This is a genomic window from Paraburkholderia sp. J41 (assembly GCF_905220235.1).
Classification (GTDB): Bacteria; Pseudomonadota; Gammaproteobacteria; order Burkholderiales; family Burkholderiaceae; genus Paraburkholderia.
Genome location: NZ_CAJMZE010000002.1, coordinates 160,445 through 187,114 on the forward strand (window position 1 = coordinate 160,445; position 26,670 = coordinate 187,114).

Here is a 26,670-nt window from a genome sequence, read left to right on the forward strand (position 1 = left end):
CTACGATTACCGTCCAACCTGGCGGCGGCTCGATCGGGATGCCCCGGCCGTGGCGCAATCCCGCGCGTCTCTCTTTCGATCAACCCCGGTGTGGCGCTCTCGCAGTTGATGAATCTGGACGATGACTCGAACCGTCGCCGACGAGCTTGCAGTGGGTCTCCACGATGCGTGGGGGCCGCCGATGCTACGGCTTATTCGATCGGCCTTGATCTCGGTTGCGGCGATTTGACCGGAGTCGACAACGGTCTCGGCACCGATCCCATTCGCGGCAAAGGGCAGGCACGATGGCGCCGTGCGGTACGGCCATCATGCCCGCCCAGTTCGTGGACGACGTCGACGATCTGCGCATTCGGCTCTGGGTCAATGAGGAACTGATGATCGACGCTCGCACGAGCGGAATGCTGTTCAAGTGCGACGAGATCGTCACCAAGATCGGTGAGCATATTACGCTCGGGCCGGGCGATATTGTCTTTACCGGATCTCCCTCGGAAGCGCATCTGCACCCGGATCAACACAATTACCGCGGTTCGATGGCTGGACTATACCATTCAGAACTTGTGCCGAATGCCTAATATGATCGCTGTCTGATTCGATGTGGTCGACGGAGACAAGCTGGTAATGCTAGCTACAGCCGCCCCCCCCGTCGAATCCGTACCAGAAGCGTGCTGATATATCCCGGCCGCATACAGGTCTGTCCGCTTCGAAAGGAAGTAGTCGGTGCCCAGCATTACCTGATGATATTTCGCGTCGTTGGCGCCATAACCTTTTGTGAAGTCATACGCAACCCCGAGTAAGAGCGCGGGTGTCAGCTGATACTTATAATTGACTTCGACGTTGTGGAACTTTGCGGCGCCTTTTTCGACGCCTTGTGCCGGCAGATTCGCAAGCGCACCAATATCCTTGAACTGCGTATTGCTATAAGTTGCGCCGAACGTCGAATTGCCGATTCCATAGGCACCACCGACTGCAACAATCTGCTGGGTCTTGGCTGATGCATATCCTGAGTAGACTGGGCTTGTCATGTTCGACGCCGCAGTGTTCGACGTCGAGTTATTTCCGAAGAAAGAATAGTTTGGATCGTTCGCGGTCAGGTAGGCCGCACCCAGGTCGAGCGAGCCTCTATGATAACCGGCACCGATCGACCAAATTTGGTTCCTGCTAAAGTCTCCGGCCACACCACCCAAACTGTAGAGTCCGCCAAACGTGAAGCCAGCGATTTCAGGGCTCTTATATTTAATCGAATTGTTGACGCGATTTGTGTCAATCATGTTGTCGATATCACCAGGATGCGCTCCCTCGTAGGGCATCCATTGGTATGCGACTGCGAAACGTCCCGTGTAATCGACGACGGAGTCGTACTGTCGGCCTAGCGTCACCGCTCCAACCCTGTTTGACGCTATACCGACGTAGGCTTGACGCCCGAAGACGTCGTTCCCCTGCCCTAACCTTCCATTCAATATGTTGAAGCCATTTTCAAGCACGAAGAGCGCCTGCAGGCCACTACCCAAGTTCTCTAAGCCACGCAACCCGAATCGACTACCTTGCAGATCTCCACTCGTAAGCGCATATAACTTGCTGCCCGATTGGTTGTTATTGTAGGTAAATCCAGCGTCGGCAATGCCATAGAGCGTGACGCTTCCCTGTGCTTGAGCAACTTCCACCACGATCGCCGTCGCCGACGCAGCGGCGTAAACCAATATCTTTCTCATTCTTGACTCCAGGTTGATTTTTATGGAACGAAGACGAATCGGTCGAACTTGATAGAACGGCTTCCAAAACAAAGTGCGAACGCACGTTTTCTTCTGGCCAGCAGCCTGATTCCTCTTGCATTTCTGGTTTAAGGAATCCGGGACGAACGATGTGCTTCGACGCGACGTTCGTCGGCCAAAATAATTCAGTTTAACTTATTAAAATTCCCGATGCGACGAACCGCGAGGACTGTCGTAATCCGTATCGTTTAATTTTTTGGGTATATCTATAGAACAGACCAGCAGTCCGGACAGAGGGAATCATCCGCACCGCTTCCGATTAGAACTATCGCAACGACAACCCAGCTCTCCGATGCAGCACTTCGCGTGAAACCGAAAATCCTCGCTCGTGCGCCATGCGCCGCCGTGTATCCGAATGTGTTACTTCCACCTTTTCCCCATCCTTGAAAATGGCATTTATCCTGGTTCGGTCTCCCAGCAAGCTAATATCGGCCAACGGATCGCCATCGACGACCAGCAGATCGGCTCGGCATCCTGGCTCAATGGTTCCCACCCGACCCGCCCAGCCGAAAGCGCGCGCATTATTTGAGGTCGAGGCAACAATCGCATCCATCGGGCTCATACCGAGCAACTTGACCATTAGCTCCAGCTCCCTGACATGCCACTCGCCGTATGGCGTAATCGAGAAGCCTGATTCGGATCCCATCATCATTGGGATACCGGCTTCCAATGCGCGTGTAAGCACGCTGACCAGCGCATCGAGTTCGCGCCGCTTGGTCTCTATATAGCCTTCGTCAACACCCACATCACGCCCGTGCTCAACCACATTCGCGGTAAACGTGATGGTCGGGCAGATGGGAACTTGCAGGTCCAATATTTCGCTTATGTCGCCTGCTCGCATATACGACGCGTGAATTAACCAGTCAACGCCCGCCCGTGCGGCCGCCAACACCGTTTCGGCATAGCGTGAATGCACCGTCACCTTGCGTGCAAACTGGTGCGCCAAACGAACGGTATATTGCAGTTCATCGTCGGTGAAACAGGAGCCCGCGTTCGGCGCGCGCTCCTGCGCCTGACTGTCGCCGCTGATCTTGATCAGGTCGACACGATTCTTCACCTGACGACGCACCTCCCTGCCGATCTCATCGCGTGTTGGACAAAGCACGCCTTCCGCCGACGGCGGCATGCCTAGCCAGCTCGGGAAGTAGTCTGCAAAGCCGCCGTCCGCCGAAAGATGACGCCCGCCCGCGAAAATGCGCGGCCCCGGATACATTCCGCTGTCGATCGCATCCCGACACGTCACCGCGACGTTCCACGTCGAGCCAGGATCGCAGAAGCTCGTCACGCCGCCGAGCAGCACCTTGCGCGCGTTCCACACTGCCCGCACGGCGGCCCATTCCGCGCCACCGTAAACGTCGACCTCCTCGGCCGTGCGGCCCTCACCGTACGAGATATGACAATGCGCGTCGATCAGGCCGGGCATCACCGTCATGCCGCGCACGTCGATAACCTGCTCCACCGGCAGCCGCGCGGCGTCGGACGGCACAGCCCCGGACCAGACAGCCTCTATGCAGCCGTCGCGTACCCGCACCGTCGCATCGGCGAGCGGCGCGGCGCCGGTGCCGTCAACGACCGTTGCTCCCTTCAGCTCGAATGCACTCGACATGAGCTCACCATCACAGTTCGATGTTGTAGAGCCTGGCGCAATTTCCCGCCACCACCTTGAAACGCTCTTCGGGCGACATATCGCCGAGCACACGGTCTATGTTCTGCGTGGTGTTCGGGTACGGACACGGCGGGTGCGGGAAATCCGAGCCCCACATGATCTGGTCGATGCCGATCTCCTTGCGCAGCTTGGCAGCAAGCGGATCGTTGATGATGCCCGCGAAGATGTTTTCTTCGATATAGCGACTCGCCGGCTTTTTTTTCAGCTTGTCGAAGCCAGGAAACGTCTGGATGCGGTTAACGCGGTACTTGAGGATCGGGAGCCACGATGCGTCGTACTCCGACAGAAATACCTTCAGGCGCGGAAAACGATCGAAGATGCCGCCAAAAATAAACTCGTTGGCCAGCGCAGGTTGAATCTCGTGGAACAACTCGATGAAGCTCGCGGGCACGTCCTCGCGCTCCTTGTCGCCGTGATACGTGAACGGATCGCGGACGCTGCCGGTGACGATGTGCAGCGTGACTGGCAACCCCGCCTCCTCCGCAGCAGCCCAGAACGGATCGTATTTGCGATCGCGATACGGCGGCGCGCCATCCACCGGGCTCGTACCGATCATCACGCCGCGCGCGCCGCGCCTGATCACACGATGCAGTTCGCCGACCGCCCACTCCACGTCGATGATCGGGATCATCGCGACGGCCAGCAGGCGCTTCAGGTCGTGCGCGCAATATTCCATGATCCAGTCGTTGTAGACCTCGGCGCACGCGTTACGCGCCGCGCCATTCGGCATGCGCGGAATCCACAGGCCCCAGGTCGGATTCAGCACTTCGGCCTGGATGCCGTCGCTATCCATCAGTTGCAGGCGATACACCGGGTCGCTGCCCGCCTTCGCCAGATCCTCAAGGCGGCGGTCGACGTTGTCGGCCGCCACCAGTTCGTCCATCTTCGCGGCCTCGCCCGGACGGCCGACGTAAAAGAACGAGCCCTCGTGACCTTCGAAACGCGTCACAGCATGCGGAACTTCGTCACCGAAACGCTCGCCGAGCGCCTTGCTCCACAAGTCATTCGGTTCGAACACGTGAGAATCAGCCGAGATGATCAGGTTCTTCATGAGGGGTTCCTTGATAAGCAATTAAGGTATACTTCATTGGCATACCAATTCAGTGTATATTTTGTCAAAATGCGCAGCAAGTGATTTGTTTGGGATGGCTTCCCCTTTAGTGTCTACCGGCGCTATTGACCTGCCTCGATCACACCGGTCCCCAATGCGACTGGGCGCATTTCCGCTCGCGCAGTGATGCATTGGCGTATCCCATAGATGTGCCGAACGTTGAACGCTGAATGCGCCCTATCCGCAACCGCCGCAAAGGAGACCCCCGCCATGACGCAACCCGCCGCCGAATCCTCTGCACCGCCGTCCACCACGCCAGGACGCGTGGAAGGACCTTATGCCTGGCAACCCGACGACTACCGCGCGACGGAGACTTTCGCGCACACGCTGAACACCGCGCAAATCGAGGATCTGATGCAGGCGCTACGCTCGGCACAGGAGCAGCGTTTGACGCCAGGACAGATGCGCCGCGATCAGTTCCTCGTGCCGGGTCTACAGCCTCTGTTTCGCAACCTGGCATCCGCGCTACAGGCGGGGCGCGGCTTCATGCTGCTGCGCGGACTGCCGCTCGACACCCTCTCCGACAACGACTGCAAGCTACTGTTCTGGGGAATCGGCCTGCAGCTGGGTATGCCGGTCAACCAGAGCCGGAAGCTCGAGCTGCTCGCCGAGGTGCGTGACGTCGGAGAAAAAGTCGGCGATCCGACCGCACGCGCGTTTCGCTCGCCGGGCGCACTGCGATTTCATACCGACCAATGCGACGTACTCGCGTTAATGTGTGTGCGCGGCGCGCTGGAGGGCGGCCATAGCAAGATCGTCAGCTCGGCCACCGTTCACAACGCGCTGCTCGACGAAGCGCCCGAACTGCTCGCCGCGCTGTATCGGCCGTTTTATTTCAGCAGGCAAGGCGAAGAGGTGACGGGCGAAATGCCCTATTACGCCTGTCCGATTTTCGGGCAGTACGATGGCCGGCTATCAAGTCTCTTTTCGCGAACATTCATCGACAACGCACAGAAGCTCGCCGGCGTGCCGCCACTCGATCCGACGCAACGCCAGGCACTCGATGCGCTGGCGCGGCTCGCGGACGAGCACAGCATCAGCGTCGAACTGCGTCGTGGCGACGTCCAGTTCTTCAACAACCACACGATTTATCACGCGCGCACCGATTACCGCGATCACAGCGAGCACGAGAAAAAGCGCACGTTGCTGCGCCTGTGGCTGACCGTGCCCGATGGCGCGCCGCTGCCACCGCCGATGCGCGCGCTGTTCGGCGACACGCCGCACGGGAACCCGCGCGGCGGTATCCGGCATGCCAGCGGCCAACGCTTCGCCTTCGACGATTGGCAAGCCGCGGGCTGGGGTGATGACGAACGGGCTCGCTGGCGCACGCAAAGCGATGTCTGAAGTGAGGCGTGCGAAAACGCTTCGAATGACGAATCATTTGAAGCGTTCGTCATGAACCCGCGGTTTTGCCTACAGTGCGGCGGTTGCCTGGAATTCGATCAGCAGGCCCGGATCGGCCAGATGATTGACCTCGACGATCGTGCTGGTCGGCAGATTGGCGACGAAAAACTCCGTGCGCGACGCAACGATCTCCTTGAACTGCCGGATATCGGTGGTGTACACGACGATCGATACGATGTCTTCGAGCGATCCACCCGCGGCTTCGAGCACGGTGCGCATGTTGCGGATGCACTGGCGCGTCTGCTCGGCCATGTCGCCGGCGCCCACCAACTGTCCATTGACGTCGCGCGATAGCTGTCCGGACAGGAAGATCAGCGATTGCGGCTCGTCGACGCGAATGTAGTGGTGGTAGATCATCTTGCGGACATTGGTCAAATTGGGCGGGTCGCCCCGCGTGATGCGAGTCATGTCGTTTTCCTGGTTAGTGTGGCGCGATGATTCGGTTGGACAACACCATCTGTGGCGATTCGAATGCGCATTCGACGACATCGCCGGGTTTCAGAAACAGACTCTCTGCGTTTTCCTTGCCGACCGCGACGCCGCCTGGCGCGCCAGTGGAAATCATGTCGCCCGGTTCGAGCGGCATGAGCCGTGAGAAGTGCGCGATGATGGCGGGCAGCCTCCAGATCTGCTCCGACGTATTCACCCGCATGCGCTGCTCGCCATTGACGCTGCACGATACCCACAAGTCGTACGGATCGGGCACTTCATCGAGCGTGATCAGATACGGGCCGAGCGGACCGAAACCCGGCGCGTTCTTTCCGGTCCAGAAGCGCGATCCGGACACGACCTCGCGCTTCTGCGTGTCGCGGCACGTCAGGTCGTTCAGCAGCGTGATGCCCGCCACATACTCCAGACCGCTTTCCGGCGCGACCTCGAAAGCACGCTTGCCGATCACGAATACCAACTCCGGCTCGTAATCCAGCTTCGTTACGGTGGCCGGCCGCACCACATCGCGGCGATGCCCGGTGAGACACGAATTCAATTTGATGAAGCCAGTCGGCTCCGCCGGCTTTTCCTTGATCAAGCCGGTTCTTTCCAGCTCAGCCAGATGCGTCCGATAGTTTTTTCCGACACACAGAAACTTTCCCGCGTCGGTCACCGGTGGCAAGAATGCGATCTCGTCAAGCGTGAAACTGGCCGCGGCCAACATGTGGCGATCAGCGCCCGACGCATGGCGCTCCACTGCGCGCGCCACTTTCATGCCGTCGTCGCCGAGTTCGAGTAGGTGCTTCAGTGAATGGATCGGCAGTGCCGACAACGGGGAAATCGCCAGCAGCGCCAACTGGATATCGATCAGCGCATCGTTCGCCAGCAAGCCGATACGCGTGGTGTGCGGGTCTTTCTGCAATACGAAGGTAGCCAGCTTCATCGTTGTCCTTGATTGGGAACGGCGGCCACACCGCCTTGTGACGTAGCGACACGCTACAGATCGAGCACCAGTTTGCCGCCGCTGCATCGGGATACGCACGGCAGCACGATATTCTTCGCGGTGCGCTCGGCATCCGTCAGATAAGAATCGAGATGGTGCGGTTCGCCGGCCAGCACGCGTGTCGCGCACCACCCGCATACGCCGTATTCACATTCGCTTTGCACGCTGACGCCCGCCTCACGAAGCGCCGACAGCATCGTCTGGTCTTCACGCACCGGGATCTCGCGGCCCGTGCTGTTCTGCACGACGACGAACTCGCAGCCGCCCGGCTGCGCCGCCGACGCCGACGCGGCCGGCGGCGCGAAGAACTCGAAATGAAACCGGCTGGCGCGTCCCGATGTCTGCGCGAACGCATATACCGCTTCCATCATCGGCGCCGGACCGCAGCAATACACTTCCGTATCGGGCGCAGCCGACGCCAGCTCCGCGTGGAGATCGTAAAAGCCGTGTTCCGAAGCATCGACATGGACGTGCACGTCGTGCACGATCCGATTTTCTTCGAAATACTGATTGAATGCGAGATCGTCCCACGTCCGGCACATATGTACATGCCGTGCGCGCACGCCGAGATCGCGCAGACGATCGAGCATCGCGATCACCGGCGTCACACCGATGCCGCCCGACAGGAACAGATAGTGCGGCTTGCCGCACACCAGCGGAAAGTTATTACGCGGCGCCGACACGCGCAATGCAGCACCCGTATTCGCGTGATTCCACAACCACTGGCTGCCGCCGCGACCGTCGGCTTCCAGCTTGACGCCAAGACGATATACCGCACGATCGTCGAGCGGCCCGCACAGCGAGTAATGGCGAATCCGCCCTTCGCCGCAGTCGACCGCGATATGCGCGCCCGGCTCGAAGGCCGGCAACTCACCGGCGAGCGCCTGCAGTTCGATGAGCCGCACGTTACGCGCTTCCTGCTGCACCGAGCGAACCCGCACGTCGAGCCATGCCGGATCGGGCGTAACGGACGCCACCGCCGCCAGCATGCTCATGATGCGCTGATCCAGTGCGTTGCCGCGGAGGCCGACGCGGCCGGACGCGCCATCAACGGACGTTCTGGATTGCGATAGCCGACGTTCAGCACACCCATCATCTTCGCCTCGGGCTGATCGAGTCCGAGGAGGCGCCGCACCTCGACCGACTCTGGCAGGCTGCCGGTCGTCAGCAAGGTGCCCACACCCGCCGCCGACAGCGCGAGCATCAGCGTTTGTGTCGCCGCCGTGGTCGCGAACTCTTCCTCCCATTGCTTGACGCGCGGATGCTTGAGCATCGGCTGGCAGACGATCGCGATCATCACCGGTGCGTCGTACGCGCGCTGGATCGCTTTCTCCGGCAACATGCCCAGCCGCTCCGCCGCCGCCTTGTACGCAGTGGCGAGACGCTCGCGCCCCGCGCCTTCGAAGACGAAAAAGCGCCAAGGATGCGTCTGATGATGACAAGGCGCGAGCACGGCGAGATCGAGCGCACGCTCGACGACGCCGCGTGGCACCGGTGCGTTCAGGAACGCGTAGACGGAGCGACGCCGCTGAATCGCTTCGTGCAGCGACACCGGGTGTGACGACTGCATGCCGCCGCCATTTAGAGCGACGGACTCTGTGCCTCTGAAGTACTCGATTTGCATGGCATGTTCCGGTGAACGGTGGGTAACCGTTGAGGCGGCGCGAACAGGCATCCAGCATCAACTGATGCTACCGAGTATATTGTTATTGGCATACCAATGCAACATACACAAAAATATGTCGATGCATTTTATCAGACGCTGCGAGACGTGCGATCGAAGGCGTGCTGAGGCTTGCGGCAGAGGGAGAGAGATCAGAATGACGCGGGGGGTACGTCGGCGGACACTTCGGCTTTGGCTGACGCAGCGCTCGGACACAGGAGAAAACGCGGGAAGGAGAAACGCCTGTACGGCCGCGCGATATCGGGCGACCGTACAGACAGATGTTATAGCGTGAAATGCGGCGTGAAAGACGGGCAGCTTCGGTCAGGCCACCTGCGAGCGCCTACATCACTCGATGGTTGCGCGCGTGCGGCGCTTCTTTTCGGTGGGCGCGGCATCGCGGTTCAAGCCGGATTCGCTCCCTTGCGCCGACGACAGCCGCGACACCGTGCGCTTGCGCGCCTCCGACTCCGAACTGACGATGCGCGGTCGCGCGCGCAACTGGCCCTCGTAGCTGATAATTGCCGCCTCGATCTGCTGGACCACCAGTTCACGGTATATCTGCGCGTCGCGGCGGCGCAGCGCCTGCACCATTTCCTCGTGAATCTTGCGAGTCTGATTCGCGCGATCCGCATCCTGCCAATGCCAGTGGCGCACCGTATAGGCCTTGTCGCGCAGCATCACGAGAATCTGCGCCAGCCATTTGTTCTTCGTCGCCGATGACGTCAGCGCATGAAATTCCGCACGCACGTCAAGCATGCGCATCAGATCGCGGTCGGCGAGCGCGGCAGCGAATCGTTTGTTGATACGGTTCAGCTCGTCGATCTGCGCGTTGCTGATGTTCTCGACGGTCAGCCCGGCCGCATAGCCTTCGAGTTCGATGCGCAGGTCGTAGAGGCTGCGCAATTCCTCGGGGTCGATTTCGGCGACGATCGCCACTCCCTTCGGTCCGGAATCCACGAAACCGCGCTCGAACAGACGTTTGAGCGCCTCGCGTACCGGCGTACGACTGACGCCAAAGCGCGCGACCAGGTCACGTTCGGAAATATGGTCGCGCGGGCGGATCGCGCCAAGCAGGATGTCGCGAACGACGTCATCGAAAATCAGGTCTGCGACGGTAGACATAGCAAGGTCCGATAGTGGTCCGGGCGCGCGATGGACGCGCAATCGGCGCGCGCCATGACACGGCGAACGGTATTCCGCAAGTATATACCGAAGCACTGGTCGCCCGGCGCCGTTGTCGTTCCCGCAATACACGTCTATTGGCATGCCATCGCAGTATACCTTTGTAGCGTCCGCGTGCTATGCTGACCGCTCGCCACTTTCACGCGGAGCCGCACATGCCCTTCGTTGCCGCCAATCAGGTTGACACGTTCTACCGCAGCATGGGCGAAGGGCCTCCGCTGCTGCTGATCGCGGGCAATGGCATGGATCACACCTGCTTCGACGAGCAGTTGCGCCAGTTCGCGCCGTACTTCACGTGCATCGTGTACGACCTGCGCGGCGTTGGCGCGAGCAGTATCACCGTCGACGGCTACACGACGGCCGGCATGGCGAAGGATGCGCTCGCATTGCTCGACGCGCTCGGGATCGAATCCGCGCATGTGGGCGGATACTCGCTCGGCGGCGCGATCGGTCAAGAGCTTGCCATTTGCGCGCCAAAGCGGGTGAAAAGCCTTTCGCTCTATGCGAGCTACGACCGCCCTGATCCGTATCTGCGTTTGCGCTACGATATTCTCGTCGACATCGTCGAGCATGCGATGCCTGCCATGTGGGCGCTGTTCAGCGCGTTCTCCGCGTTCGGCACCGACTACATCAACGCGAACGAAACCACCGTGCGCAACGAAATCGCCAAACGCGCCGCACGCTGGCAAGGCGACAGTGCACCGTCGCGCACCGGGCTGATCGGCCACTATCGCGCGATCCTGTCGCACGACACGTCGGCGCGTCTGGATCAGATCCGTTGTCCAACGTGGATCGCGGTCGGCACCGACGATCCGGTGATGCCGCCGTCGTACGCCGAACGGCTGCACCGGGGCATTCATGGTTCGACGCTCGATATCTTCGACGGCAGCCCGCACCGCATCCTCAATTTCAACGCCGACGCATTCACGCAAAAAGCGCTGGCGTTCCTTCTCGCTCAGACCTAGCGCGCCGCGACGCTCCCCGCTCACCCTGTCATCCACCGGAAACCCGCCATGAACGACGTTCCGCACACCGCCCATACTGCCCCCACGGACCGCCCGGTGCCCGTAATCGATCTCGCCACGCTTCGCGATGCCGACCTCGGCGTGCGCCGCCGGCTCGGCAAGCAGATCGCGGCTGTCTGCGAGGACGTCGGTTTCTTCTACATCGTCAATCATGGCGTGAGCGCGGCTCGGATCGCGCGCATGTTCGAGCTGGGCGAGCGCTTCTTCGCGCTGCCGCAACAGGACAAGCTCGCGCTGTCGATGGCGAATTCGCGCGACTACCGCGGCTATCTACCGATGAAAATGATCGGCGGCGACCGGCAGATGACGGGCAACCTGCTCGAAAGCTTCCATGTGTGGCACGAGCGCGCGCCCGAGGACGCGGACGTGCTGGCGGGCAAACCGCTCCACGAACCGAACGTGTGGCCGTCCGCGCTGCCAGCGCTGCGCGACGAGGCAATCGCGTATGCACACACCGCCACACAGCTCGCCAGCGACATGATGCGCGTGATCGCGCTCGGTCTCGATCTGCCGGAAGACACGTTCGTCCGCTATTTCGAACGTCCGATCTCGCTGCTCCGTTTCATCCACTATCCGCCGCAGCCGCCGGTGAGCGACGTCGAACGTTTCGGCACGCGTCCGCACACCGACAATGGCGTGTTTACGCTGCTCGCGCAGGACGATACCGGCGGGCTGGAAATCATGGATCGCGAGGGCGAATGGGTCGCCGTGCCGCCGCTCGCCGGCAGCTTCGTGATCAACCTCGGCGAGATGATGAAGGTGTGGTCGAACGGACGCTTCCTCGCCACGCCGCATCGCGTGATCAACCGCTACGGCAAGGAGCGCTACTCGCTGCCGTTTTTCCTCAATCCCGGCTACGACACGATCATCGCGCCGATTCTCGAAAAGCGCGCGGCGACTGCGGCGCCGGTGTTCCACACGACCGTCGATCCCGACGCGAACGACACCTGCGGCGAGATCCTGACGCGCCTGTATCACCGCATCTGGCCGTCGCGCGACCGGCAGCAGACCGTATAACGCATGAACGCCTCGCCATGCCGGCGGCCCTGATCCGCCAGCACGGCGATCGGCTCGATCAGCGCTTCGTCATTGGGGCGATTTCGCGGTCCCACGCAGCGGTCCACGCATCCTGATTGCGGATCACGCTCTGGTCGTCGAACGAGACAAGCTTTGCCATCTGATCTTTCGTCAGCGTGTATTTCCGCTGGGCATCGGACACGGTCACCTGATCGTTGACCGGCTGGATCTGCAATTCCGCCGCGACCGAGCCGATGATCTTCGCACTCGTGTAGAAGTCCATGAACTTCAGCGCGGCGTCCCGATGTGGTGCGTTCTTCACCAGCGACAAGGTATCGAGCCCGGCCGGCGCGCCTTCGCACGGAATCACGAAGCGCACCGGCGCGCCTGAATCCACCAGCTTGTATGCGGCGCTCGAGATAATCGGTACGGCGGATACCTCGCCCGACGCGAGCAGACGCTGCTGCGCCGCAGAATCGTCGATCACGGCGAGCAGATTGGCGCCCATCTGGTGAATGCGATTGAGCCCCGGCTGCACGTTGGCCTCGGTGCCGCCCGCGATGCGGTTGATCATCAGCAGGAAATAGCCGTTCATGTATCGCGGCGACGATACGCCTACCTTATCCTTGAACGCCGGGCCCCACAGATCGTTCCAGCATTTGACGTCGGGCAGCTTCTGATCGGTGCGATAGGCAATCCCGTACGGATACACCCACATGCCCGCACCCATCGCACGGCCCTTCCCGTCGCGGCGCACGCCGAACGGCGGAATCGCCGCGAGGTTCGGCACGTCTTTCACGTCGATCGCATCGAGCAACCCATCGTTGTATGCGCGCACCTCGTCCTGCGACGTCGACATGATCAGGTCGATCTGCGGATGGGCACGCTGCGACGCCACCATCCGCATGTTGGCCAGTGACACGCCGGAAATCACGCGCACCTTGATGCCAGTTTCCTGCTCGAACGGTTTGATCGCGTTGCGATCGATCGCCGCGCCCCAGCTGCCGCCCCACGTTGCAAGCACGATCTCCGTATCGGCCGCATGCGCGGCAGGAACGGCCAACAGACAACTCAACGCGGCGAGCATGCCGCCGAGCAGATTGCGTTTCATCTGAAGACTCCTGTGAAGAACCTCGCCTGACATCAGGTGAAGGCTCGGACCTAATTGAACAACTCGCCCGTCACACTTCCAGCCCGACCACTTTTTCCAGGCCGATGAAGCGGTCCGCGATCAGCACCGCGATCAGGATTACGGCGATCTGAACCGCCGAGACCGCCGACACGGTCGGATCGAGATTGAATTGCATGTACTGGTAGATCGCGATCGGCAGGGTCGTGGTGTCGGGCGTGATCAGGAAGATCGTCGCCGCGAAGTCGTCGAACGACATCACGAACGTGAAGAGCGCGGCGGCAAACACGCCGGCGTGGATCGACGGCAACGTGACGTGCAGCACCGTCGACCACTCGCCGACGCCGACGCTCGCCGCCGCTTCGTCGAGCCGGCGGTCGTAGCGGTCCAGCGCCGCGAGCACCGCGCGCAGACTGTACGGAAACGTGATCAGCACGTGCGCGATGACGATGTTGACGAAGCCGCCATAGAAATGGATGCGCGCATAGAACGACAGCAACGCGAGCCCGGTCACGACCAGCGGCAGCATCACCGGCGCCATGAAAAGCGGAATCCATCGCCGCGCGTGACGCGACGGAGAACGCCACACGCCATACGCCGCGGCGGCGCCAATCAGCACGGACGCCGGTGTCGCGATGGCCGCGACCTCCACGCTCGTCAGGAATCCGGACACGATGGCGTCCTGCCCCGCGATGTTGCGATACCAGCGCAGCGAATACGCGCTCGGCGGTATCACCGTGTAGCTGTCCGCGCCGAACGAGAGATAGATCACCAACACGATCGGCGCGAGCAGCAACACCAGACAGACGATGCGCAGCGCCCACGCAGTGGACAGCGCGGTGACGCGCAGCGCGGCGCGTGGCGCGGAACAGGACCTAGCCATGTGCGCGCCTCCTTCTGCCCAGCAACGCCACCAGAGCCAGACAGCCGACCGTCAGCACCAGCGCGATCAGGCTCAGCGAGGCGGCGGTCGCCATGTTCTGTGACACCATCGCCTCGTCGTAGATCGCGTTGCCGAGCATGCGCACCGCGCTACCGCCAAGGATCAGTGGAGTCGCGAACGCGGTGCTCGCGAGCACGAACGCGAGCGTGCCGGCCGCCGCGATACCCGGCATCAACAGCGGCAACTGCACGTGCCACAGCGTCATCCACTCGTCGGCGCCGAGCGTCTGCGCCGCTTCGGCGAGCGTGCGGTCGTGACGGCGGAAACTGCCGGACAGCGTGAAGATCACGAACGGCAACACGAAATACGTCAGGCCGATTAGCACGCTCAATGGATTGCGGATCAGTGGAAAAAAGCTGCCCGGCGCGACGATGCCCCCCGCGCGCAACAACTGGTTGATCAGGCCGGCGTTGCCGAGCAGCAGCATCAGCGCGTACAGACGCACGACGAGGCTCGTCAGGAACGGCACCGCAACCAGCATGATCAGCACCGAGCGCACACGGCGCGACTCACCGCGGTTCATCCAGAAGCTGATGGGCAAACCCAGCACGAGGCTCGCAGCAGTGGTTAGCACCGAGAGCCGCAGCGTGCTCGTCATCGTGTCGCGGTACAGCGGATCGCCGAACACGCGGCTGAAGTTCGCGAACGTCCACGCCGCGGACGGCTGCGCGCTACCGCTTGCCGGCGCATGAAAGCCGTCGATCAGCAGACCAGCGAGCGCAATGCCGAACAGCAGCAGACACAGCGCGACCGGCAACAGGATCGCCAGCGCGGTAACACTGCGAACGCGCGGCGAACATCCAGTGCGAGCGGCACGCCCCGTCTGGACGACCAGTGTGTTGGCGATCATGCGTTCACCTGCGCGATGGCGTCGAACAGACAGATCACCGATTCCGGCCGCCAGCGCAGCCGCACCGCGTCCTGCGCGCGCAACGCGCGATGTGCTTCGGTTGCCGGCACGCGCGCGACGAATGCCTGCGCGCACGCCGTGACGTGAATTTCCAGATGCGAGCCCATATACGCGCATCCCGCGATCACACCGTCGATCTCGTTGGCGCCGTCGCCGGAACATGCATCGAGGACGATCTCGACATCTTCGGGGCGAATCAGCAACAGGCTCGGTCCGTCGCGGTGATCGTCGGCCGGCACGCCGATCACGTGAACGCCGAGCGTGGTCTCGAAGCGCACGCGGCCCGCCTCGTGCCGGCTGCGCGCACTCTTCAGCACGTTGATGTCGCCGACGAAATCCGCCACGCAGCGGTCGGCGGGACGCCGATAGACGTCGAGCGGCGTGCCGCTCTGGCGGATCCTGCCGTCGACCATCACGAAGATGCGATCCGACATCGCCAGCGCTTCCTGCTGGTTGTGCGTGACGCAGACCGTCGTGATGCCGACGTGCCTGAGCAGCGCGATCAGGTCGATGCGCATCTGCGCGCGCAGCCGTTCGTCGAGGTTCGACATCGGCTCGTCCATCAGCAGCAGCGCGGGCCGTACCGCGAGCGCCCGCGCGATCGCGACGCGTTGCTGCTGGCCGCCCGAGAGATCCTTTGGATAGCGGTCCTTCAGACCTGTCAGACGAACGTGATCGAGCGCCTCGTCGACGCGGCGGCGGATCTGTTCTTTCGGCACGCCCAGCATCCGCGGGCCGAAGCTCAGGTTCTGCTCGACCGTCATGTGCGGAAACAGCGCATAGCTCTGGAACACCATACCGATGTCGCGCCGGAACGCGGGCACACCATTGATGCGCTTGCCGTTCAGTCGCACATCTCCCGTCGACGGCGTGACGAAGCCTGCGATCGCGCGCAGCAGCGAGGTCTTGCCGCTGCCGCTCGGTCCGAGCAGCGACACGAACTCGCCGTCCGCGACCGACAGGTTGACGTCGGAGACGACCTGCGTGCCGCCGTAGCAGATACTCACGCCGGCCAGTTCCAGAATAGGTTCGCTCATGCCGATTGCGCTTCCGAATGAGGGGGACACGGCGCGTCGCCGCGCCGCCAACATCGGCACAGCGGCCACTCTGTTTAGATCAGGATGACCAACGACATGTGCGAGCGCGGTGCGGCGGCTAGACCCAGCTCAGCGGCGCCGCGCGAACGACGCTATCGGGTCGCGATGCGCCCTTGTCCGAACGCACGCTCGAACGAAGGCGTCTTGCCCGGCTGCGCACTGATGCCGTGCCGCGCAGCATCGAGGCGCGGATCGAGTGGGCGCCAGCCGTCGGCGACCAGCCACAGCCGCAGTAAATGGCGGCTGCGCTCGGGCTCCGGCCAGTTCTCGAACGCCGTGCGCGCGTGCAGCACGGTGTAGTTGTTGATCAGGTAGATGTCGCCTGGCGCGAGGCTGAACCCGAACGCGAGCTCGTAGGTCAGCCGTTCGAGACAATTCAGCGCCTCGGTCTCCAATTTGCTCAGCGGACCACCGCTTTCGCGCGCTGCGGTCTCGATGTACGAGCGCACGTAGCGACAGCTCAGATGTCCGTCATGCCACGAGAACACCGGCACACGATACGGCGTTACCGGATCTTCGCCCGGCAATTGCTCGCCGCGCCGATGATAGTGGAAACCCAGGTGCAGCGGTTCGAGGTACTCGGGAAAGCGCTCGACGAGCGCGTTGTGCACCGCGATCGCACTCGTCGCGATCGACATGCCGCCGGAGCGCGCGGTGCGCAGACACATCAGCCCGACGATGTCGGACTGGTCGGTATGGGGCGTAAGTTCCTGATTGTTGCGGTACGCGCGCGCATGCGGATCCGTTCTGGTGAAGTCCTTCACGTGCCCGAGCCGGTCACCCAGTACGCTTTGCGATACGCCCGTACCCAGATACGTGCCGAGCCCCCAGTAGATCATCTCGATCTCGGCCTGCGTATAACGCTGCACGTCGATGCCCGACAACACGACGATGCCAGCGCCATCGCGTAACGTCTCCCGCACCTGCGCGAGCAGCGCCGCGGTCGCATCGAGCGGGAAATGCGCGTTCTGCAGTGTGTCCAGCGTGTGCCCAGCTTGCGACGCGGCGCGCACGGCCACATCGATTTCCTGCAAATGCTTCGGCTCGAAGCGCACCGTGATGTCGTCTTTCGACTGGATATCTGCGCCGCGCCAGGCGGCCGGGTGGTCGATCGTATCGCGAAGGATATTCATGTCTTTCTCTCTGTGGGATGCCGTCAGCTCGCGCCGCCGCCGGCAGATAACCGTGGGCCGTGTTCGTCGCTCATGAGTTCGTCACACGATCCGGTACGGCGGTTTCTCGAGATCAGTATAGCTCATTGGCATACCAATATGTATATATTATTGCCTATTTTGCAAGCGCTTTGCAGCGCACGCCTTTCGCGTTTGCATCGCCATGTTGGCGGCTGCCGGTCGCTGACGGCGCGCGGTCCAGTGTCAAAACCACCGCATAAACCCCGCCGGATTGTGCAATCCAGCAAACCGGGGGTTGGTTTGAACGATCGATCGCGATCCCCAACAAGGGTAGTCTGGACAAAAATCGATTGACACTGTTTTATGTATAGAACACCTTATTGGAATACCAATTGCCCCACGAGGCGATCGCATTCGACGCGCTTTCCCCGCAAACGGAGAAACTGAATGGTCAGCAAGGATCTCTTACCCGCAGCGCTGCCCGAGTCGCTCGAGCGGCGGCGGCGCCCGGTTGGCGCGCTGGGCGCGCTGCTGTTGCGGCGCAAACCGGCACGCGCCTCAGTGCCGGCCAACGCATCCGCTGCTGCAGCCGATACGCCCAAGCTCGTCGCGCGCGGCTTGAGCAAGCACTATGGCGACTTCGTCGCACTACATCCCACCGACCTCGATATCAAGGGCGGCGAATTCGTGACGCTGCTCGGCGCGTCCGGTTCGGGCAAGACCACGCTGCTGCAGACCGTCTGCGGTCTCGTCCCGCCGACCGCCGGGCAACTGCTAATCGACGGCGTCGATCATACCCACACGCCCGCGCGCAATCGCAGCATGGGCGTGGTGTTTCAAAACTACGCGCTGTTTCCGCAGATGACCGTCAGCGAGAACGTCGCGTTCGCGCTCGACGTGCGGCGCGTTCCGTCCGCCGAGATCCGCCGGCGGGTCGGCGACGCGCTCGAACTGGTCGGCCTCGCGAGCTTCGCCGCGCGCTATCCGCGCGAGCTGTCGGGCGGCCAGCAGCAGCGCGTCGCACTCGCGCGCTGCTTCGTCTACCAGCCATCACTGATCCTGATGGACGAACCGCTCGGCGCGCTCGACCGCAAGCTGCGCGAAACACTACAGATCGAGATCAAGCGGCTGCATCGCCAAACCGGCGCGACCTTTCTGTTCGTCACGCACGATCAGGAAGAAGCGCTCGCGCTGTCGGACCGCATCTGTCTGATGCACGCGGGACGCGTCGAGCAGTTCGGCACGCCCGCGCAGTTGTACGAAGCCCCGCGCACGCTACTGGCCGCGCAATTCATCGGCATCAGCAATGTCCTGCACGGCACCGTCGACGCGAGCGGCACGTCGCTCGTCACGGCCGACGGCGGCATTCCTGTCACGGGCGCCGAACCTGGTGCGGCGCTCGCGGCGGTGATCCGGCCCGAGCACGCACGGATCAGCGACGGACCCGCGCTGCTATCCGGCAAGGTCAACGAGATCATCTACGCCGGCTCGGAATCGCGCGTGCTGATCGAACTCGCGTCCGGGCTCGTTGTGACGGTGAGGCGCACCGCCGAGCTCGCGCATCCCACCATCGGTCAACACGTCGGCATCACGTGGGCGCCTGATCGCGTGCGCCTGTTGCCCAGATCCTGAGAGACCAGCCATGTCAATGCATTTCAAAAACCGACGCACCCTCATCGCAGCCTCGGCGGCGGGTATCGTCGCGCCCTACGTGTGGACCGGCGCCCGTGCGTTCGGCGCACAGCAGATCACCGTCGCTGATGTCGGCGGCGCACCCGGCGACGCGATTCGCAAGGCGTTTTATGAGCCGTTCGAAAAGGAAACGGGCATCAAGGTGATCGGCGTCGCGCACGATTCGGATCCAACCACGCAATTCAAGCTCGCGGTCGACACGCGCAGCTTCATCTGGGACGTGTGCAGCGTGACGCCTGGGCAGCTCGTGTATCTGAGCCGTCCCAAGTCATATGTCGAGAACCTAAACATGCGTCCCGACGACTTTCCGGATCTGCTGCCAGGCATGATCACGCCTACGTGGGTTGGGTTTTCGGTGTGGAGCAACAATCTTGCATACCGTACCGACAAGTTTCCCAACGGTGCAGGGCCGCAGACCTGGGCTGACTACTGGAACGTGAAGAAATTTCCCGGACGGCGCGGCCTCTACAAGAACGGCAACGGCACACTCGAAGCCGCACTGATGGCCGACGGTGTGCCCGCCAGCAAGCTGTATCCGCTCGACGTCGACCGCGCGTTCCGTATGCTCGACAAGATCAAGCCTTACGTGAACGTATGGTGGACAACGGGTGCGCAGAATACGCAGATTCTGCAAAGCGGCGAAGTGGCGATGAGCGACACTTGGGGCTCGCGCGCTTACGCGGCGATCGAGAGCGGATCTCCGATTCGGCTAGTGTGGAGTGAGGGGCTGTACTCGATGGATGGATGGTCAATTCCCGCCGGTTGTCCACGCGCCGACCTGGGGCGCAAATTTATCCGGTTTTGCATGAAGCCGGAGCTGCAGGCGATTTTTTCCAACCAGATCGTCAACGCGCCCACCAATCGCAAAGCATACCAGTTCATTTCGCCCGACCGCGCGCGGATGCTGGCCACGTCGCCGGAAAACATCCGCGGCATGGCGCCATCGGATCAGCTGTGGTGGGCCGACAACCGCGACAAGGTACTCGAACGGCTGCAGGACTGGTTGCTCAGCTAGCGCGCGGCGCTTTGCGCGCAACCGTGAGACGACACCGCATGCGACGCCGTGAGCGACATCATCGCAGGCCCACCCAAGCCTCTTTTTTACACACCGGAACCGCAGGACACCACGCATCGTGAGAGCAAGCCAGTCTATCCCCGAGGTATCCCGCCGCCCGTTCGACCCCGTGTGGCTAGCACTGCCCGGCGTCGTGCTGCTTCTGCTGCTCGTGCTGGTGCCTTGCCTGCGCGTGTTGACGCTGAGCGTGCAGGACAGCGCTACCGGCGCACTGTCGATCGACGCCTTCCATCGCGCGCTCGCTACGCCGATCTACCTGCGCGTGCTCGGCAACACCTTCTCGATCGCGTTCTACACCACTGTGCTGTGTCTCGTGTTCGGCTACCCGCTCGCTTACTGGCTCGCGCGGCAACCGGCTAGGCGGCGTCCGGCGCTGGTCATGCTGGTGCTGTTTCCGTTCTGGACCGGTGCGCTCGTCAAGAGCTTCATCTGGATCGTCGTGCTCGGTCAAAGCGGGCCGATCGCGCAACTGTTCCATCTGCTCGGACGGACGAAAGCACCTGATCTGCTGTTCTCGCGTGCGACGGTCGTGCTGGTGATGGCGCACACGATGTTGCCGCTCGCCGTCATCACGATGCTGCCGACGATGCTGAGCCTCGACCGCAATCCATCCCGTGCGGCCGCGACGATGGGCGCCGATGCCGGCGAAGCGTTCTGGCGCATCACGTTTCACACGACTTTGCCAGGCGTCGCGGCGACCGGCTTGCTGGTGTTCATCGGCTCGCTCGGCTTTTTCATCACGCCGGCGCTCGTCGGCAGCCGCCGCGACACCGTGCTCGCGCAGATCATCATCGATCAGATCATGAGCCAGCAGGCGTGGGCGTTTGCCGGTGCGCTGAGCGCGATGCTGATCGGCGCCGCGCTGGTGTCGTGCATCGCGTACGACCTCGTGTTCGGGCTGTCGAGCCTGGGCGGCGACGCGCGCCGCCGTGCCTCGCATACGCTCGTTCACCGGTGCGGCATGTCGCTGCTGCGGCTGCTCGGCCGCGCGACGTCGCTGCTGTGGCGTCTCACCGGCGAATGCGCGTGGCTCGGCCGGCTGCTCGACGGGTATGCGATCGCGCTGATCGTGTTGCTGCTAGTGCCGATCATCGTGTGCGTGCCGATGGCATTCAGCAGCGCCGATTTCCTCTCGGTGCCAACGCCGGGCTTCTCGCTGCGTTGGCTCAAGGTGTTCTTCGCGTCCGAAACGTGGATTCACGCGATGCTCAATTCGTTCGTGATCGGCATCGCCACCGCGGTGTTGACCCTCGTGGTCTCAGGTCTGGCGGCGCTCGGCGTAGCGCGCAGCCGGCGCGCGGCATCGCGGGCGGTGTTTCTGCTGTTTCTGTCGCCAGTGATGATTCCGCATGTGGTGATTGCGATCGGACTGTTCTACCTGTTCGCACCCGCGGGACTCATCGCAACGCGGACCGGCATCGCGTTGGGTCATACCGTGGTCGCGACGCCGCTCGTCTTCACGATCCTGCTCGGTCAACTCAAGCAATACGATTGGCGCCTGAATCAGGCTTCCGAAACGATGGGCGCGCGTTCGCTGTACACGCTGCGCCGGATCATGCTGCCGATGCTCAAGGGCGGCCTGTTCGCCGCGCTGATCTTCGCGTTCCTCAGTTCCTTCGAGGAACTGACGATTTCGCTATTCATCGGAGGCGGCATCTGCGTGACGCTGCCGCGCAAGATGTGGGACGACATCAACCTGCAGTTTTCCCCTGCGCTAGCAGCGGCGTCGGTCATCGTACTGGCCGTCGTCGCGGTGCTGTTCCTCATCGGCGAGAAATTACGTCCGCGAGAACGGACAAGGGCGTGAAAACGACGACTATTCAATATGCAGCTTCTCCGCTGCGCGAGCGAAATGGAGTTCTTCGGCAACAGCCAGGGAGCAGCGCAGATGTCGGAATTCCATTGCCTCGTTTCTCCGAAACCTGCGTTTCACTCTACTGACCGAATAGTGTAATCAGCCATTACCGACCAATCCCTGTCACCGCCACCGGCGTTGACAGCCTCGGTCATCTGGTGGCGCACGGCTTCGAGCATCGGTAGATTTCGTCCCAACTGTTCCGCCGCTGCATGGGCAAGTCGCAGGTCTTTCAGACCGAGAACGGCCTTGAATCCCGGCTCATAGCGATCGTTGATAATGTTCGTCGAATAGACTTGGTAGGAACGGCTACCGAACAAGGTATTCAGAATCAGGTCGAAGAACCGTTCTCGCGCCAACCCATTAGCCTCGGTCAACACCACGGCCTCGGCCATCGCCTCGATCGCCATCGTAATCATCATGTTGCAGGCAATTTTTGCGGCATGAGCTGTCGGTGGCTCCTCACCCATGTACCAAATGCGTTTGCTGATAATTTCCAGCACCGGCCGCACCTTCTCCAGCACAGTCGGCGCGCCTGCGGCCAAAACATTGAGTTCACCCTTAGCCGCAACATCCGGCCGCCCCAGTACCGGCGCGGCCGCATAGTCGATCCCCGCCGCGCGGTGACTTGTCGTCAGTTCTTCGGCGAACGCCACGGAAATTGTCGATGCCACGACGTGCACCAGACCTGGCCGCACCTGCGACAACAAATTCGCGTCCAGCAAAACACTGCGGATCGCTGCATCGTCGGACAACATCGTCAAGGCCACGTCCGCTTGCAACGCCTGTGCAGGTGTTTCCACCATATGCACCCCTTCGACCTGTCCACCCGAGCGATTCCATGCAGTGACTGTATGGCCGGCTGCGCCGAGATTGCGTGCAATTTCGCGACCCATTGCTCCAAGACCGATAATTCCGATTTCCATTTTACTCTCCCGGCAATTAGTTAAAGACAGACCGCCGTCCGGATGAACGAAGTCTGTTGAGTTTCAATCGATGTCAGTAGCGATGGCGATCTGACGCCATGCTTCGATGTTCTCTCGGAACGCCGCCAGCTTGTGATCGGCAACGTTAAACGCGACTGGCCCCAAGGGCAGATGCAGCGGCGGCGCTTCGCTGTCGACCGCACGCAAGATGATGGCAACGGCCTTGGCCGGATCACCCGCTTGCGTGCCATCGTTGCTGTCTCGGTAAACGCGCCGTTGACCCGCCGTCTGGTCGTACTCGCTGATCTGCCGCCTGGCCATCGTGATCGAGCGCCCCAGGAACGCGGTACGGAATGGGCCGGGTTCGACAATGACGACGCGCAGCCCCAACGGGCGCACTTCCTGATCCAGTGCCTCCGACAAGCCTTCGACGGCGAACTTGGTGGCAGCGTAATAACCCGAACCTGCCGAGCCGGTAATCCCCGCCGTAGAAGACAGGTTGACAATACGCCCACCGCACCGCTGACGTAGTGCTGGCAATGCTGCGCGGGTCGTTTCGATCAACCCGAACACATTGACCTCGAACATCGGTCGGTACTCGTCGGGCATGGCTTCCTCGATTGCACCAAACACGCCGTAACCCGCATTGTTGACCAGCACGTCCAGGCCACCAAAGGACTCTACCGCCAGCGCCACCGCCGCGTGCGCTGTCTCTGGTCGTGTCACATCCAGGGCGCACACGCGCACTGTTTCCGGGAACCGCTGCACCAGTTCTTGCAGTACCGCCGGGTTGCGAGCAGTCGCAACCAGTTGGTCGTCTCGCGCCGCGACAGCCTCCGCGAGCTGCTGGCCCAGTCCACTAGAGCAACCGGTAATCAGCCAGGTCTTCTTCATGGATTCTCCTTTCACTCAACTCGGCGTTTCCGTCTGTCGGACAAGCCACTTCAACACTGGCGCCAGTGCATCATCGGAGTTCTTCTCGTAGATTAGTCCGTGGCCATTGCCATGGACGCCGTGATCGGGTAAATGCAACAGCTCGGCTGACGCACCCGCTGCATTAAGGAAGTCCGCGGTCGGCGGACTGGCCGCGGCAAAAGCCGACGCCTCGGCAGTTACGATCAGGATCGGCAGCCCGACCAGCGAAGGTAATCGCAAGCTGCCAGGCGCTGCATTGCGGACAGCTGCGGCATCGGCCACCGGAGGCTCGAAGCGCAACGGTGCGGCTACCGGCCCCCAGATCATCGGCCCGATGTTGGGGATGTCCGCGAACGGCGGCCCCATCGGCTCGATCGCGGCAATAGCCTTGACAAGCGTCGGCCGGCGGTCGGCCACCAGCCATCCGTCCGGGCCGGACGCCGAGTGGGTAATCAGGATCGCTGGCCCGATGCGATCGAGCAACGTCGCCGTACGGTCGGAATCGAGGGTCTGCGATAGCGCCAAGTCCGCCGGCAACGGCCCATACCCAGCGATGAACTCGTCCATTGCCTTGGCATCGTCCGACGCAAAGGGCCATTCCGTATGCCGTTCATCGTCGCCGGGAAAGTAGATGTGCTGGCCTCCTTCATAGGAAAACGCCGGCCCCATGTCGCCGAGCGTAAGCACATGAAACGGCGAACGGCCATGCCCGGGGCGATCAATCACCAACACTGCGTAACCCGCTTCGACAAAGCGTTGGGCCCAACCCGGCCGGCCATCCGGCGTGTCGAACCATTCAGTGCCCTGGAAACCTCCGCCATGCATCAGGACGACGGGGTATGGACGGGTCACTGTTTCCGGAGCTTCCCATTCCACATACATCGGGCCGCGCTGGTAAGTTCGCCCATCGTGTTCAACACGATCGCCTGGAATCCAAAAGTGTCCGCGCCGTACCGTTCTTGCGAGCGACGTCATCCACGGGGCAAAGACTTTTTTATCTACCATTCTTTTTACTCCCTGAGAATTAAAGACCAACGGCGCGGACGCGAGCCGGGGACGAATCAGTAAATCGCGGAACATCCGCCATCACTTCGGGAACTTCCGCCGAAGTAAATGCTGCCTTCAGCGCCACTTCGTCGCGAAAGACACATTCGCAAATGGCAATGGTGCCGGCCTGCACTATCGGAGGAAAAAATGCCGACACGCCAACCAGGCCATACTGCTTCCATGCCCTCATCACCAACGGCAAATGGCTGGTGACGTAGTAATCGTGGTCGAACCGGGTCTGCGTCGTACCTTGATAGGTGACGTACACCACCACTGGCGTACTACTCGTATGTATATTCATATGAATCCCAGAGATTTGCAGAAGGATTGCTCGTGCTCAAGGTGCATCAAGGAAATTCTCCACGGCTTGGTTCAAGGGGCCGGCACATTCCTCCGGTAGCCAATGACCACAATCCGGCAGCACCTCTCCCGTGACATGATCTGCATAGCGGCTAACCACCTGATCCTCGTATTCGCCCATGCCGCCATTGCCGCCGCCACCGATGGCGAGCATAGGAATCTCGATTTTCTGCTGCGAAAGAACCTTGTTATCGAGCACATCCTGGTTCAACACACGGTAATACTCGAACGCGGCATGCAGGCTTCGCGGTTTCGCATAGGACTTACCATACAGATCCAGAATTTGCGGTGTGAAGACAGCCGTGTTCGTGGCATGCACCTTGATGAAGTGCTCAAAGAAGAAGCGCTCCTTGCCGGCGATCAGCGTTTCTGCAAGCTGATCGTCCGCATCGAAGAAGCTGAAATGCCAGACCAGCGATTCGCCCTTGGACGTGAAGGCCGGAAAGCTATAAATGCTGTCATCGGGAATAGGCGCTTCCATGTAAATGGCACGCCGGATGTTGTCCTGATGCTTGACCAGCATGGGATAGGTATTCCAGATGCCGATGTCATGCGCCACCAGATCGAACTTGTGGCCACCGCTGAATTGCTCTGCCAACTGATAAAGCAACGGAGCAACATCGATCGCCCGGTACGACGCTGGCACTCCGGATTGCCCGAGGCCCGGTAGATCGACCGCCACCACGGTGTGATTCTTCGCCAGCAATGGCATCAATTGATGCCATTCGTACCACGTCTGGCCGAAGCCATGAACCAGATAAACCAGCGGCCCGCTACCGCCTTTGACGTAGTGAAGGCGAACGCCACCGACAGTCTGGTAGTCACTGGAAAAACCTGCGGGGATGGGAAACTCGTCCGCAGCGAACGCCCATGTCGAGAGCAATGTCGCCGCCGAGAAAACAAGGGTTGAAAACAATTTCCTTAGCATGGCATATTTCTCCAAATTGATGAGAATGGATTCTGAATCTACAGAACAACGACGATCTTTCCGAAACGCGTGGTTCGATTCTGCTATCGATGCGCTTTTGCAAGCGGGTCCCTCTCCGTGGGCGATCGCCGGCGAGGGAAACTCTTCGAGGGGCAGTTGCGGGCTTCCGTTTGCAAAGTGCCAGTACTATCCTCGATCACCTCACCGACGGCTTCTATGCCCAATTGGCGAGGCTGGTCGGTTACGCCCATGCGCCACTGCGCACGCAGCGGTCGAGACGATTGAGCCCAATGACCTTCACGGCAATGCGTATCTCGCCCTCGCCAGCCACCGGCTCCGGCACGTTTTCGAGACGCGGCGCCTCTGGACCCCAGCCTCTTTCACAACG

Annotated in this window: 25 protein-coding genes and 1 pseudogene; 7 read left to right on the forward strand and 19 right to left on the reverse strand. The window is 61.6% G+C overall.

The window, feature by feature from the left end:
* The first annotated feature begins 215 nt into the window (after window positions 1-215).
* Window positions 216-572: a fumarylacetoacetate hydrolase family protein gene (locus U5805_RS02665; protein WP_322101888.1), complete on the forward strand. Its 357-nt coding sequence runs from the start codon at window positions 216-218 to the stop codon at window positions 570-572.
* On the opposite strand, the gene U5805_RS02670 is transcribed toward U5805_RS02665, so the two are convergent.
* The 3 genes from U5805_RS02670 to U5805_RS02680 all read right to left on the reverse strand — a co-directional run bounded on the left by U5805_RS02670 (window position 549) and on the right by U5805_RS02680 (window position 4,486).
* Complete coding sequence (locus U5805_RS02670; RefSeq protein ID WP_322101889.1) at window positions 549-1,709, reverse strand: porin; 1,161 nt, start codon at window positions 1,707-1,709, stop codon at window positions 549-551. The two genes, U5805_RS02665 and U5805_RS02670, sit on opposite strands and share 24 nt — an antisense overlap.
* 325 nt (window positions 1,710-2,034) lie before the next feature.
* Window positions 2,035-3,375 carry an amidohydrolase family protein gene (locus U5805_RS02675; RefSeq protein ID WP_322101890.1) on the reverse strand — a complete coding sequence of 447 codons (1,341 nt, stop codon included), beginning with the start codon at window positions 3,373-3,375 and terminating at the stop codon, window positions 2,035-2,037.
* Between the two features lie 10 nt (window positions 3,376-3,385).
* Complete coding sequence (locus tag U5805_RS02680) at window positions 3,386-4,486, reverse strand: amidohydrolase family protein (protein WP_322101891.1); 1,101 nt, start codon at window positions 4,484-4,486, stop codon at window positions 3,386-3,388.
* 270 nt (window positions 4,487-4,756) lie between these two features.
* Here U5805_RS02680 and U5805_RS02685 point away from each other — a divergent pair, with 270 nt between their 5' ends.
* The gene (locus U5805_RS02685; RefSeq protein ID WP_322101892.1) at window positions 4,757-5,890 is read left to right on the forward strand and encodes a TauD/TfdA family dioxygenase; all 1,134 of its coding nucleotides are present in this window, start codon (window positions 4,757-4,759) and stop codon (window positions 5,888-5,890) included.
* 69 nt (window positions 5,891-5,959) lie between these two features.
* On the opposite strand, the gene U5805_RS02690 is transcribed toward U5805_RS02685, so the two are convergent.
* From U5805_RS02690 to U5805_RS02710, 5 genes are all read right to left on the reverse strand, one after another.
* The gene (locus tag U5805_RS02690) at window positions 5,960-6,358 is read right to left on the reverse strand and encodes a RidA family protein (RefSeq protein ID WP_322101893.1); all 399 of its coding nucleotides are present in this window, start codon (window positions 6,356-6,358) and stop codon (window positions 5,960-5,962) included.
* 13 nt (window positions 6,359-6,371) lie between these two features.
* On the reverse strand, window positions 6,372-7,322 hold the full coding sequence (locus U5805_RS02695) for a fumarylacetoacetate hydrolase family protein (protein ID WP_322101894.1): 951 nt from the start codon (window positions 7,320-7,322) through the stop codon (window positions 6,372-6,374).
* A gap of 53 nt (window positions 7,323-7,375) precedes the next feature.
* Window positions 7,376-8,377, reverse strand: a complete 1,002-nt coding sequence (locus U5805_RS02700; protein WP_322101895.1) for a PDR/VanB family oxidoreductase — start codon at window positions 8,375-8,377, stop codon at window positions 7,376-7,378.
* Window positions 8,374-9,006 (reverse strand): nitroreductase, encoded by a 633-nt coding sequence (locus tag U5805_RS02705; protein ID WP_322101896.1) that lies wholly within the window; start codon window positions 9,004-9,006, stop codon window positions 8,374-8,376. The genes U5805_RS02700 and U5805_RS02705 overlap by 4 nt, the downstream gene beginning before the upstream one ends.
* Window positions 9,007-9,393: 387 nt before the next feature.
* A complete protein-coding gene (locus tag U5805_RS02710) occupies window positions 9,394-10,170 on the reverse strand; it encodes a GntR family transcriptional regulator (protein WP_322101897.1) in 777 nt (258 codons plus the stop codon).
* 215 nt (window positions 10,171-10,385) lie between these two features.
* Between U5805_RS02710 and U5805_RS02715 the strand changes: the two genes are divergently transcribed.
* Both U5805_RS02715 and U5805_RS02720 read left to right on the forward strand, forming a co-directional pair.
* Window positions 10,386-11,195, forward strand: coding sequence for an alpha/beta hydrolase (locus U5805_RS02715; protein ID WP_322101898.1), 810 nt, complete (start codon window positions 10,386-10,388; stop codon window positions 11,193-11,195).
* Between the two features lie 48 nt (window positions 11,196-11,243).
* Window positions 11,244-12,272, forward strand: coding sequence for an isopenicillin N synthase family dioxygenase (locus U5805_RS02720; RefSeq protein ID WP_322101899.1), 1,029 nt, complete (start codon window positions 11,244-11,246; stop codon window positions 12,270-12,272).
* 58 nt (window positions 12,273-12,330) lie between these two features.
* On the opposite strand, the gene U5805_RS02725 is transcribed toward U5805_RS02720, so the two are convergent.
* From U5805_RS02725 to U5805_RS02745, 5 genes are all read right to left on the reverse strand, one after another.
* Window positions 12,331-13,359, reverse strand: coding sequence for an extracellular solute-binding protein (locus U5805_RS02725; protein WP_322101900.1), 1,029 nt, complete (start codon window positions 13,357-13,359; stop codon window positions 12,331-12,333).
* A 94-nt stretch (window positions 13,360-13,453) separates the two neighbouring features.
* Window positions 13,454-14,284 carry an ABC transporter permease gene (locus tag U5805_RS02730; RefSeq protein WP_322101901.1) on the reverse strand — a complete coding sequence of 277 codons (831 nt, stop codon included), beginning with the start codon at window positions 14,282-14,284 and terminating at the stop codon, window positions 13,454-13,456.
* On the reverse strand, window positions 14,277-15,194 hold the full coding sequence (locus U5805_RS02735) for an ABC transporter permease (protein ID WP_322101902.1): 918 nt from the start codon (window positions 15,192-15,194) through the stop codon (window positions 14,277-14,279). Before U5805_RS02735 ends, U5805_RS02730 begins: the two co-directional genes overlap by 8 nt.
* Window positions 15,191-16,291, reverse strand: a complete 1,101-nt coding sequence (locus U5805_RS02740) for an ABC transporter ATP-binding protein (protein WP_322101903.1) — start codon at window positions 16,289-16,291, stop codon at window positions 15,191-15,193. Before U5805_RS02740 ends, U5805_RS02735 begins: the two co-directional genes overlap by 4 nt.
* A gap of 152 nt (window positions 16,292-16,443) precedes the next feature.
* On the reverse strand, window positions 16,444-17,484 hold the full coding sequence (locus tag U5805_RS02745; RefSeq protein WP_322101904.1) for a TauD/TfdA family dioxygenase: 1,041 nt from the start codon (window positions 17,482-17,484) through the stop codon (window positions 16,444-16,446).
* Window positions 17,485-17,931: 447 nt separating this feature from the next.
* On the opposite strand from U5805_RS02745, the gene U5805_RS02750 reads away from it, so the two are divergent.
* The 3 genes from U5805_RS02750 (at window position 17,932) to U5805_RS02760 (ending at window position 22,058) form a co-directional block, all read left to right on the forward strand.
* Complete coding sequence (locus U5805_RS02750; protein WP_322101905.1) at window positions 17,932-19,116, forward strand: ABC transporter ATP-binding protein; 1,185 nt, start codon at window positions 17,932-17,934, stop codon at window positions 19,114-19,116.
* A 16-nt stretch (window positions 19,117-19,132) separates the two neighbouring features.
* The gene (locus U5805_RS02755) at window positions 19,133-20,191 is read left to right on the forward strand and encodes an ABC transporter substrate-binding protein (protein WP_322101906.1); all 1,059 of its coding nucleotides are present in this window, start codon (window positions 19,133-19,135) and stop codon (window positions 20,189-20,191) included.
* A gap of 118 nt (window positions 20,192-20,309) precedes the next feature.
* Window positions 20,310-22,058, forward strand: a complete 1,749-nt coding sequence (locus tag U5805_RS02760; RefSeq protein WP_322101907.1) for an ABC transporter permease subunit — start codon at window positions 20,310-20,312, stop codon at window positions 22,056-22,058.
* Window positions 22,059-22,070: 12 nt separating this feature from the next.
* Here U5805_RS02760 and U5805_RS02765 read toward each other — a convergent pair.
* The 6 genes and pseudogenes from U5805_RS02765 to U5805_RS02790 all read right to left on the reverse strand — a co-directional run.
* Window positions 22,071-22,154: pseudogene (locus tag U5805_RS02765) on the reverse strand (LysR family transcriptional regulator); the annotation flags it as partial.
* Window positions 22,155-22,180: 26 nt separating this feature from the next.
* On the reverse strand, window positions 22,181-23,032 hold the full coding sequence (locus U5805_RS02770) for an NAD(P)-dependent oxidoreductase (protein ID WP_322101908.1): 852 nt from the start codon (window positions 23,030-23,032) through the stop codon (window positions 22,181-22,183).
* A 63-nt stretch (window positions 23,033-23,095) separates the two neighbouring features.
* On the reverse strand, window positions 23,096-23,926 hold the full coding sequence (locus U5805_RS02775; protein ID WP_322101909.1) for an oxidoreductase: 831 nt from the start codon (window positions 23,924-23,926) through the stop codon (window positions 23,096-23,098).
* A gap of 15 nt (window positions 23,927-23,941) precedes the next feature.
* Window positions 23,942-24,952: an alpha/beta hydrolase gene (locus U5805_RS02780; RefSeq protein ID WP_322101910.1), complete on the reverse strand. Its 1,011-nt coding sequence runs from the start codon at window positions 24,950-24,952 to the stop codon at window positions 23,942-23,944.
* A 19-nt stretch (window positions 24,953-24,971) separates the two neighbouring features.
* Window positions 24,972-25,268 (reverse strand): EthD family reductase, encoded by a 297-nt coding sequence (locus U5805_RS02785; RefSeq protein ID WP_322101911.1) that lies wholly within the window; start codon window positions 25,266-25,268, stop codon window positions 24,972-24,974.
* 63 nt (window positions 25,269-25,331) lie between these two features.
* Window positions 25,332-26,282, reverse strand: coding sequence for an alpha/beta hydrolase (locus U5805_RS02790; RefSeq protein ID WP_322101912.1), 951 nt, complete (start codon window positions 26,280-26,282; stop codon window positions 25,332-25,334).
* Between the last annotated feature and the right edge of the window lie 388 nt (window positions 26,283-26,670).

Bases quoted from the DNA above. Each gene is read 5' to 3' on its own strand.
- U5805_RS02670 (WP_322101889.1), bottom strand. From the start codon at position 1,709: ATGAGAAAGATATTGGTTTACGCCGCTGCGTCGGCGACGGCGATCGTG.
- U5805_RS02675 (WP_322101890.1), bottom strand. From the start codon at position 3,375: ATGTCGAGTGCATTCGAGCTGAAGGGAGCAACGGTCGTTGACGGCACC.
- U5805_RS02680 (WP_322101891.1), bottom strand. From the start codon at position 4,486: ATGAAGAACCTGATCATCTCGGCTGATTCTCACGTGTTCGAACCGAAT.
- U5805_RS02685 (WP_322101892.1), top strand. From the start codon at position 4,757: ATGACGCAACCCGCCGCCGAATCCTCTGCACCGCCGTCCACCACGCCA.
- U5805_RS02690 (WP_322101893.1), bottom strand. From the start codon at position 6,358: ATGACTCGCATCACGCGGGGCGACCCGCCCAATTTGACCAATGTCCGC.
- U5805_RS02695 (WP_322101894.1), bottom strand. From the start codon at position 7,322: ATGAAGCTGGCTACCTTCGTATTGCAGAAAGACCCGCACACCACGCGT.
- U5805_RS02700 (WP_322101895.1), bottom strand. From the start codon at position 8,377: ATGAGCATGCTGGCGGCGGTGGCGTCCGTTACGCCCGATCCGGCATGG.
- U5805_RS02705 (WP_322101896.1), bottom strand. From the start codon at position 9,006: ATGCAAATCGAGTACTTCAGAGGCACAGAGTCCGTCGCTCTAAATGGC.
- U5805_RS02710 (WP_322101897.1), bottom strand. From the start codon at position 10,170: ATGTCTACCGTCGCAGACCTGATTTTCGATGACGTCGTTCGCGACATC.
- U5805_RS02715 (WP_322101898.1), top strand. From the start codon at position 10,386: ATGCCCTTCGTTGCCGCCAATCAGGTTGACACGTTCTACCGCAGCATG.
- U5805_RS02720 (WP_322101899.1), top strand. From the start codon at position 11,244: ATGAACGACGTTCCGCACACCGCCCATACTGCCCCCACGGACCGCCCG.
- U5805_RS02725 (WP_322101900.1), bottom strand. From the start codon at position 13,359: ATGCTCGCCGCGTTGAGTTGTCTGTTGGCCGTTCCTGCCGCGCATGCG.
- U5805_RS02730 (WP_322101901.1), bottom strand. From the start codon at position 14,284: ATGGCTAGGTCCTGTTCCGCGCCACGCGCCGCGCTGCGCGTCACCGCG.
- U5805_RS02735 (WP_322101902.1), bottom strand. From the start codon at position 15,194: ATGATCGCCAACACACTGGTCGTCCAGACGGGGCGTGCCGCTCGCACT.
- U5805_RS02740 (WP_322101903.1), bottom strand. From the start codon at position 16,291: ATGAGCGAACCTATTCTGGAACTGGCCGGCGTGAGTATCTGCTACGGC.
- U5805_RS02745 (WP_322101904.1), bottom strand. From the start codon at position 17,484: ATGAATATCCTTCGCGATACGATCGACCACCCGGCCGCCTGGCGCGGC.
- U5805_RS02750 (WP_322101905.1), top strand. From the start codon at position 17,932: ATGGTCAGCAAGGATCTCTTACCCGCAGCGCTGCCCGAGTCGCTCGAG.
- U5805_RS02755 (WP_322101906.1), top strand. From the start codon at position 19,133: ATGCATTTCAAAAACCGACGCACCCTCATCGCAGCCTCGGCGGCGGGT.
- U5805_RS02770 (WP_322101908.1), bottom strand. From the start codon at position 23,032: ATGGAAATCGGAATTATCGGTCTTGGAGCAATGGGTCGCGAAATTGCA.
- U5805_RS02775 (WP_322101909.1), bottom strand. From the start codon at position 23,926: ATGAAGAAGACCTGGCTGATTACCGGTTGCTCTAGTGGACTGGGCCAG.
- U5805_RS02780 (WP_322101910.1), bottom strand. From the start codon at position 24,952: ATGGTAGATAAAAAAGTCTTTGCCCCGTGGATGACGTCGCTCGCAAGA.
- U5805_RS02790 (WP_322101912.1), bottom strand. From the start codon at position 26,282: ATGCTAAGGAAATTGTTTTCAACCCTTGTTTTCTCGGCGGCGACATTG.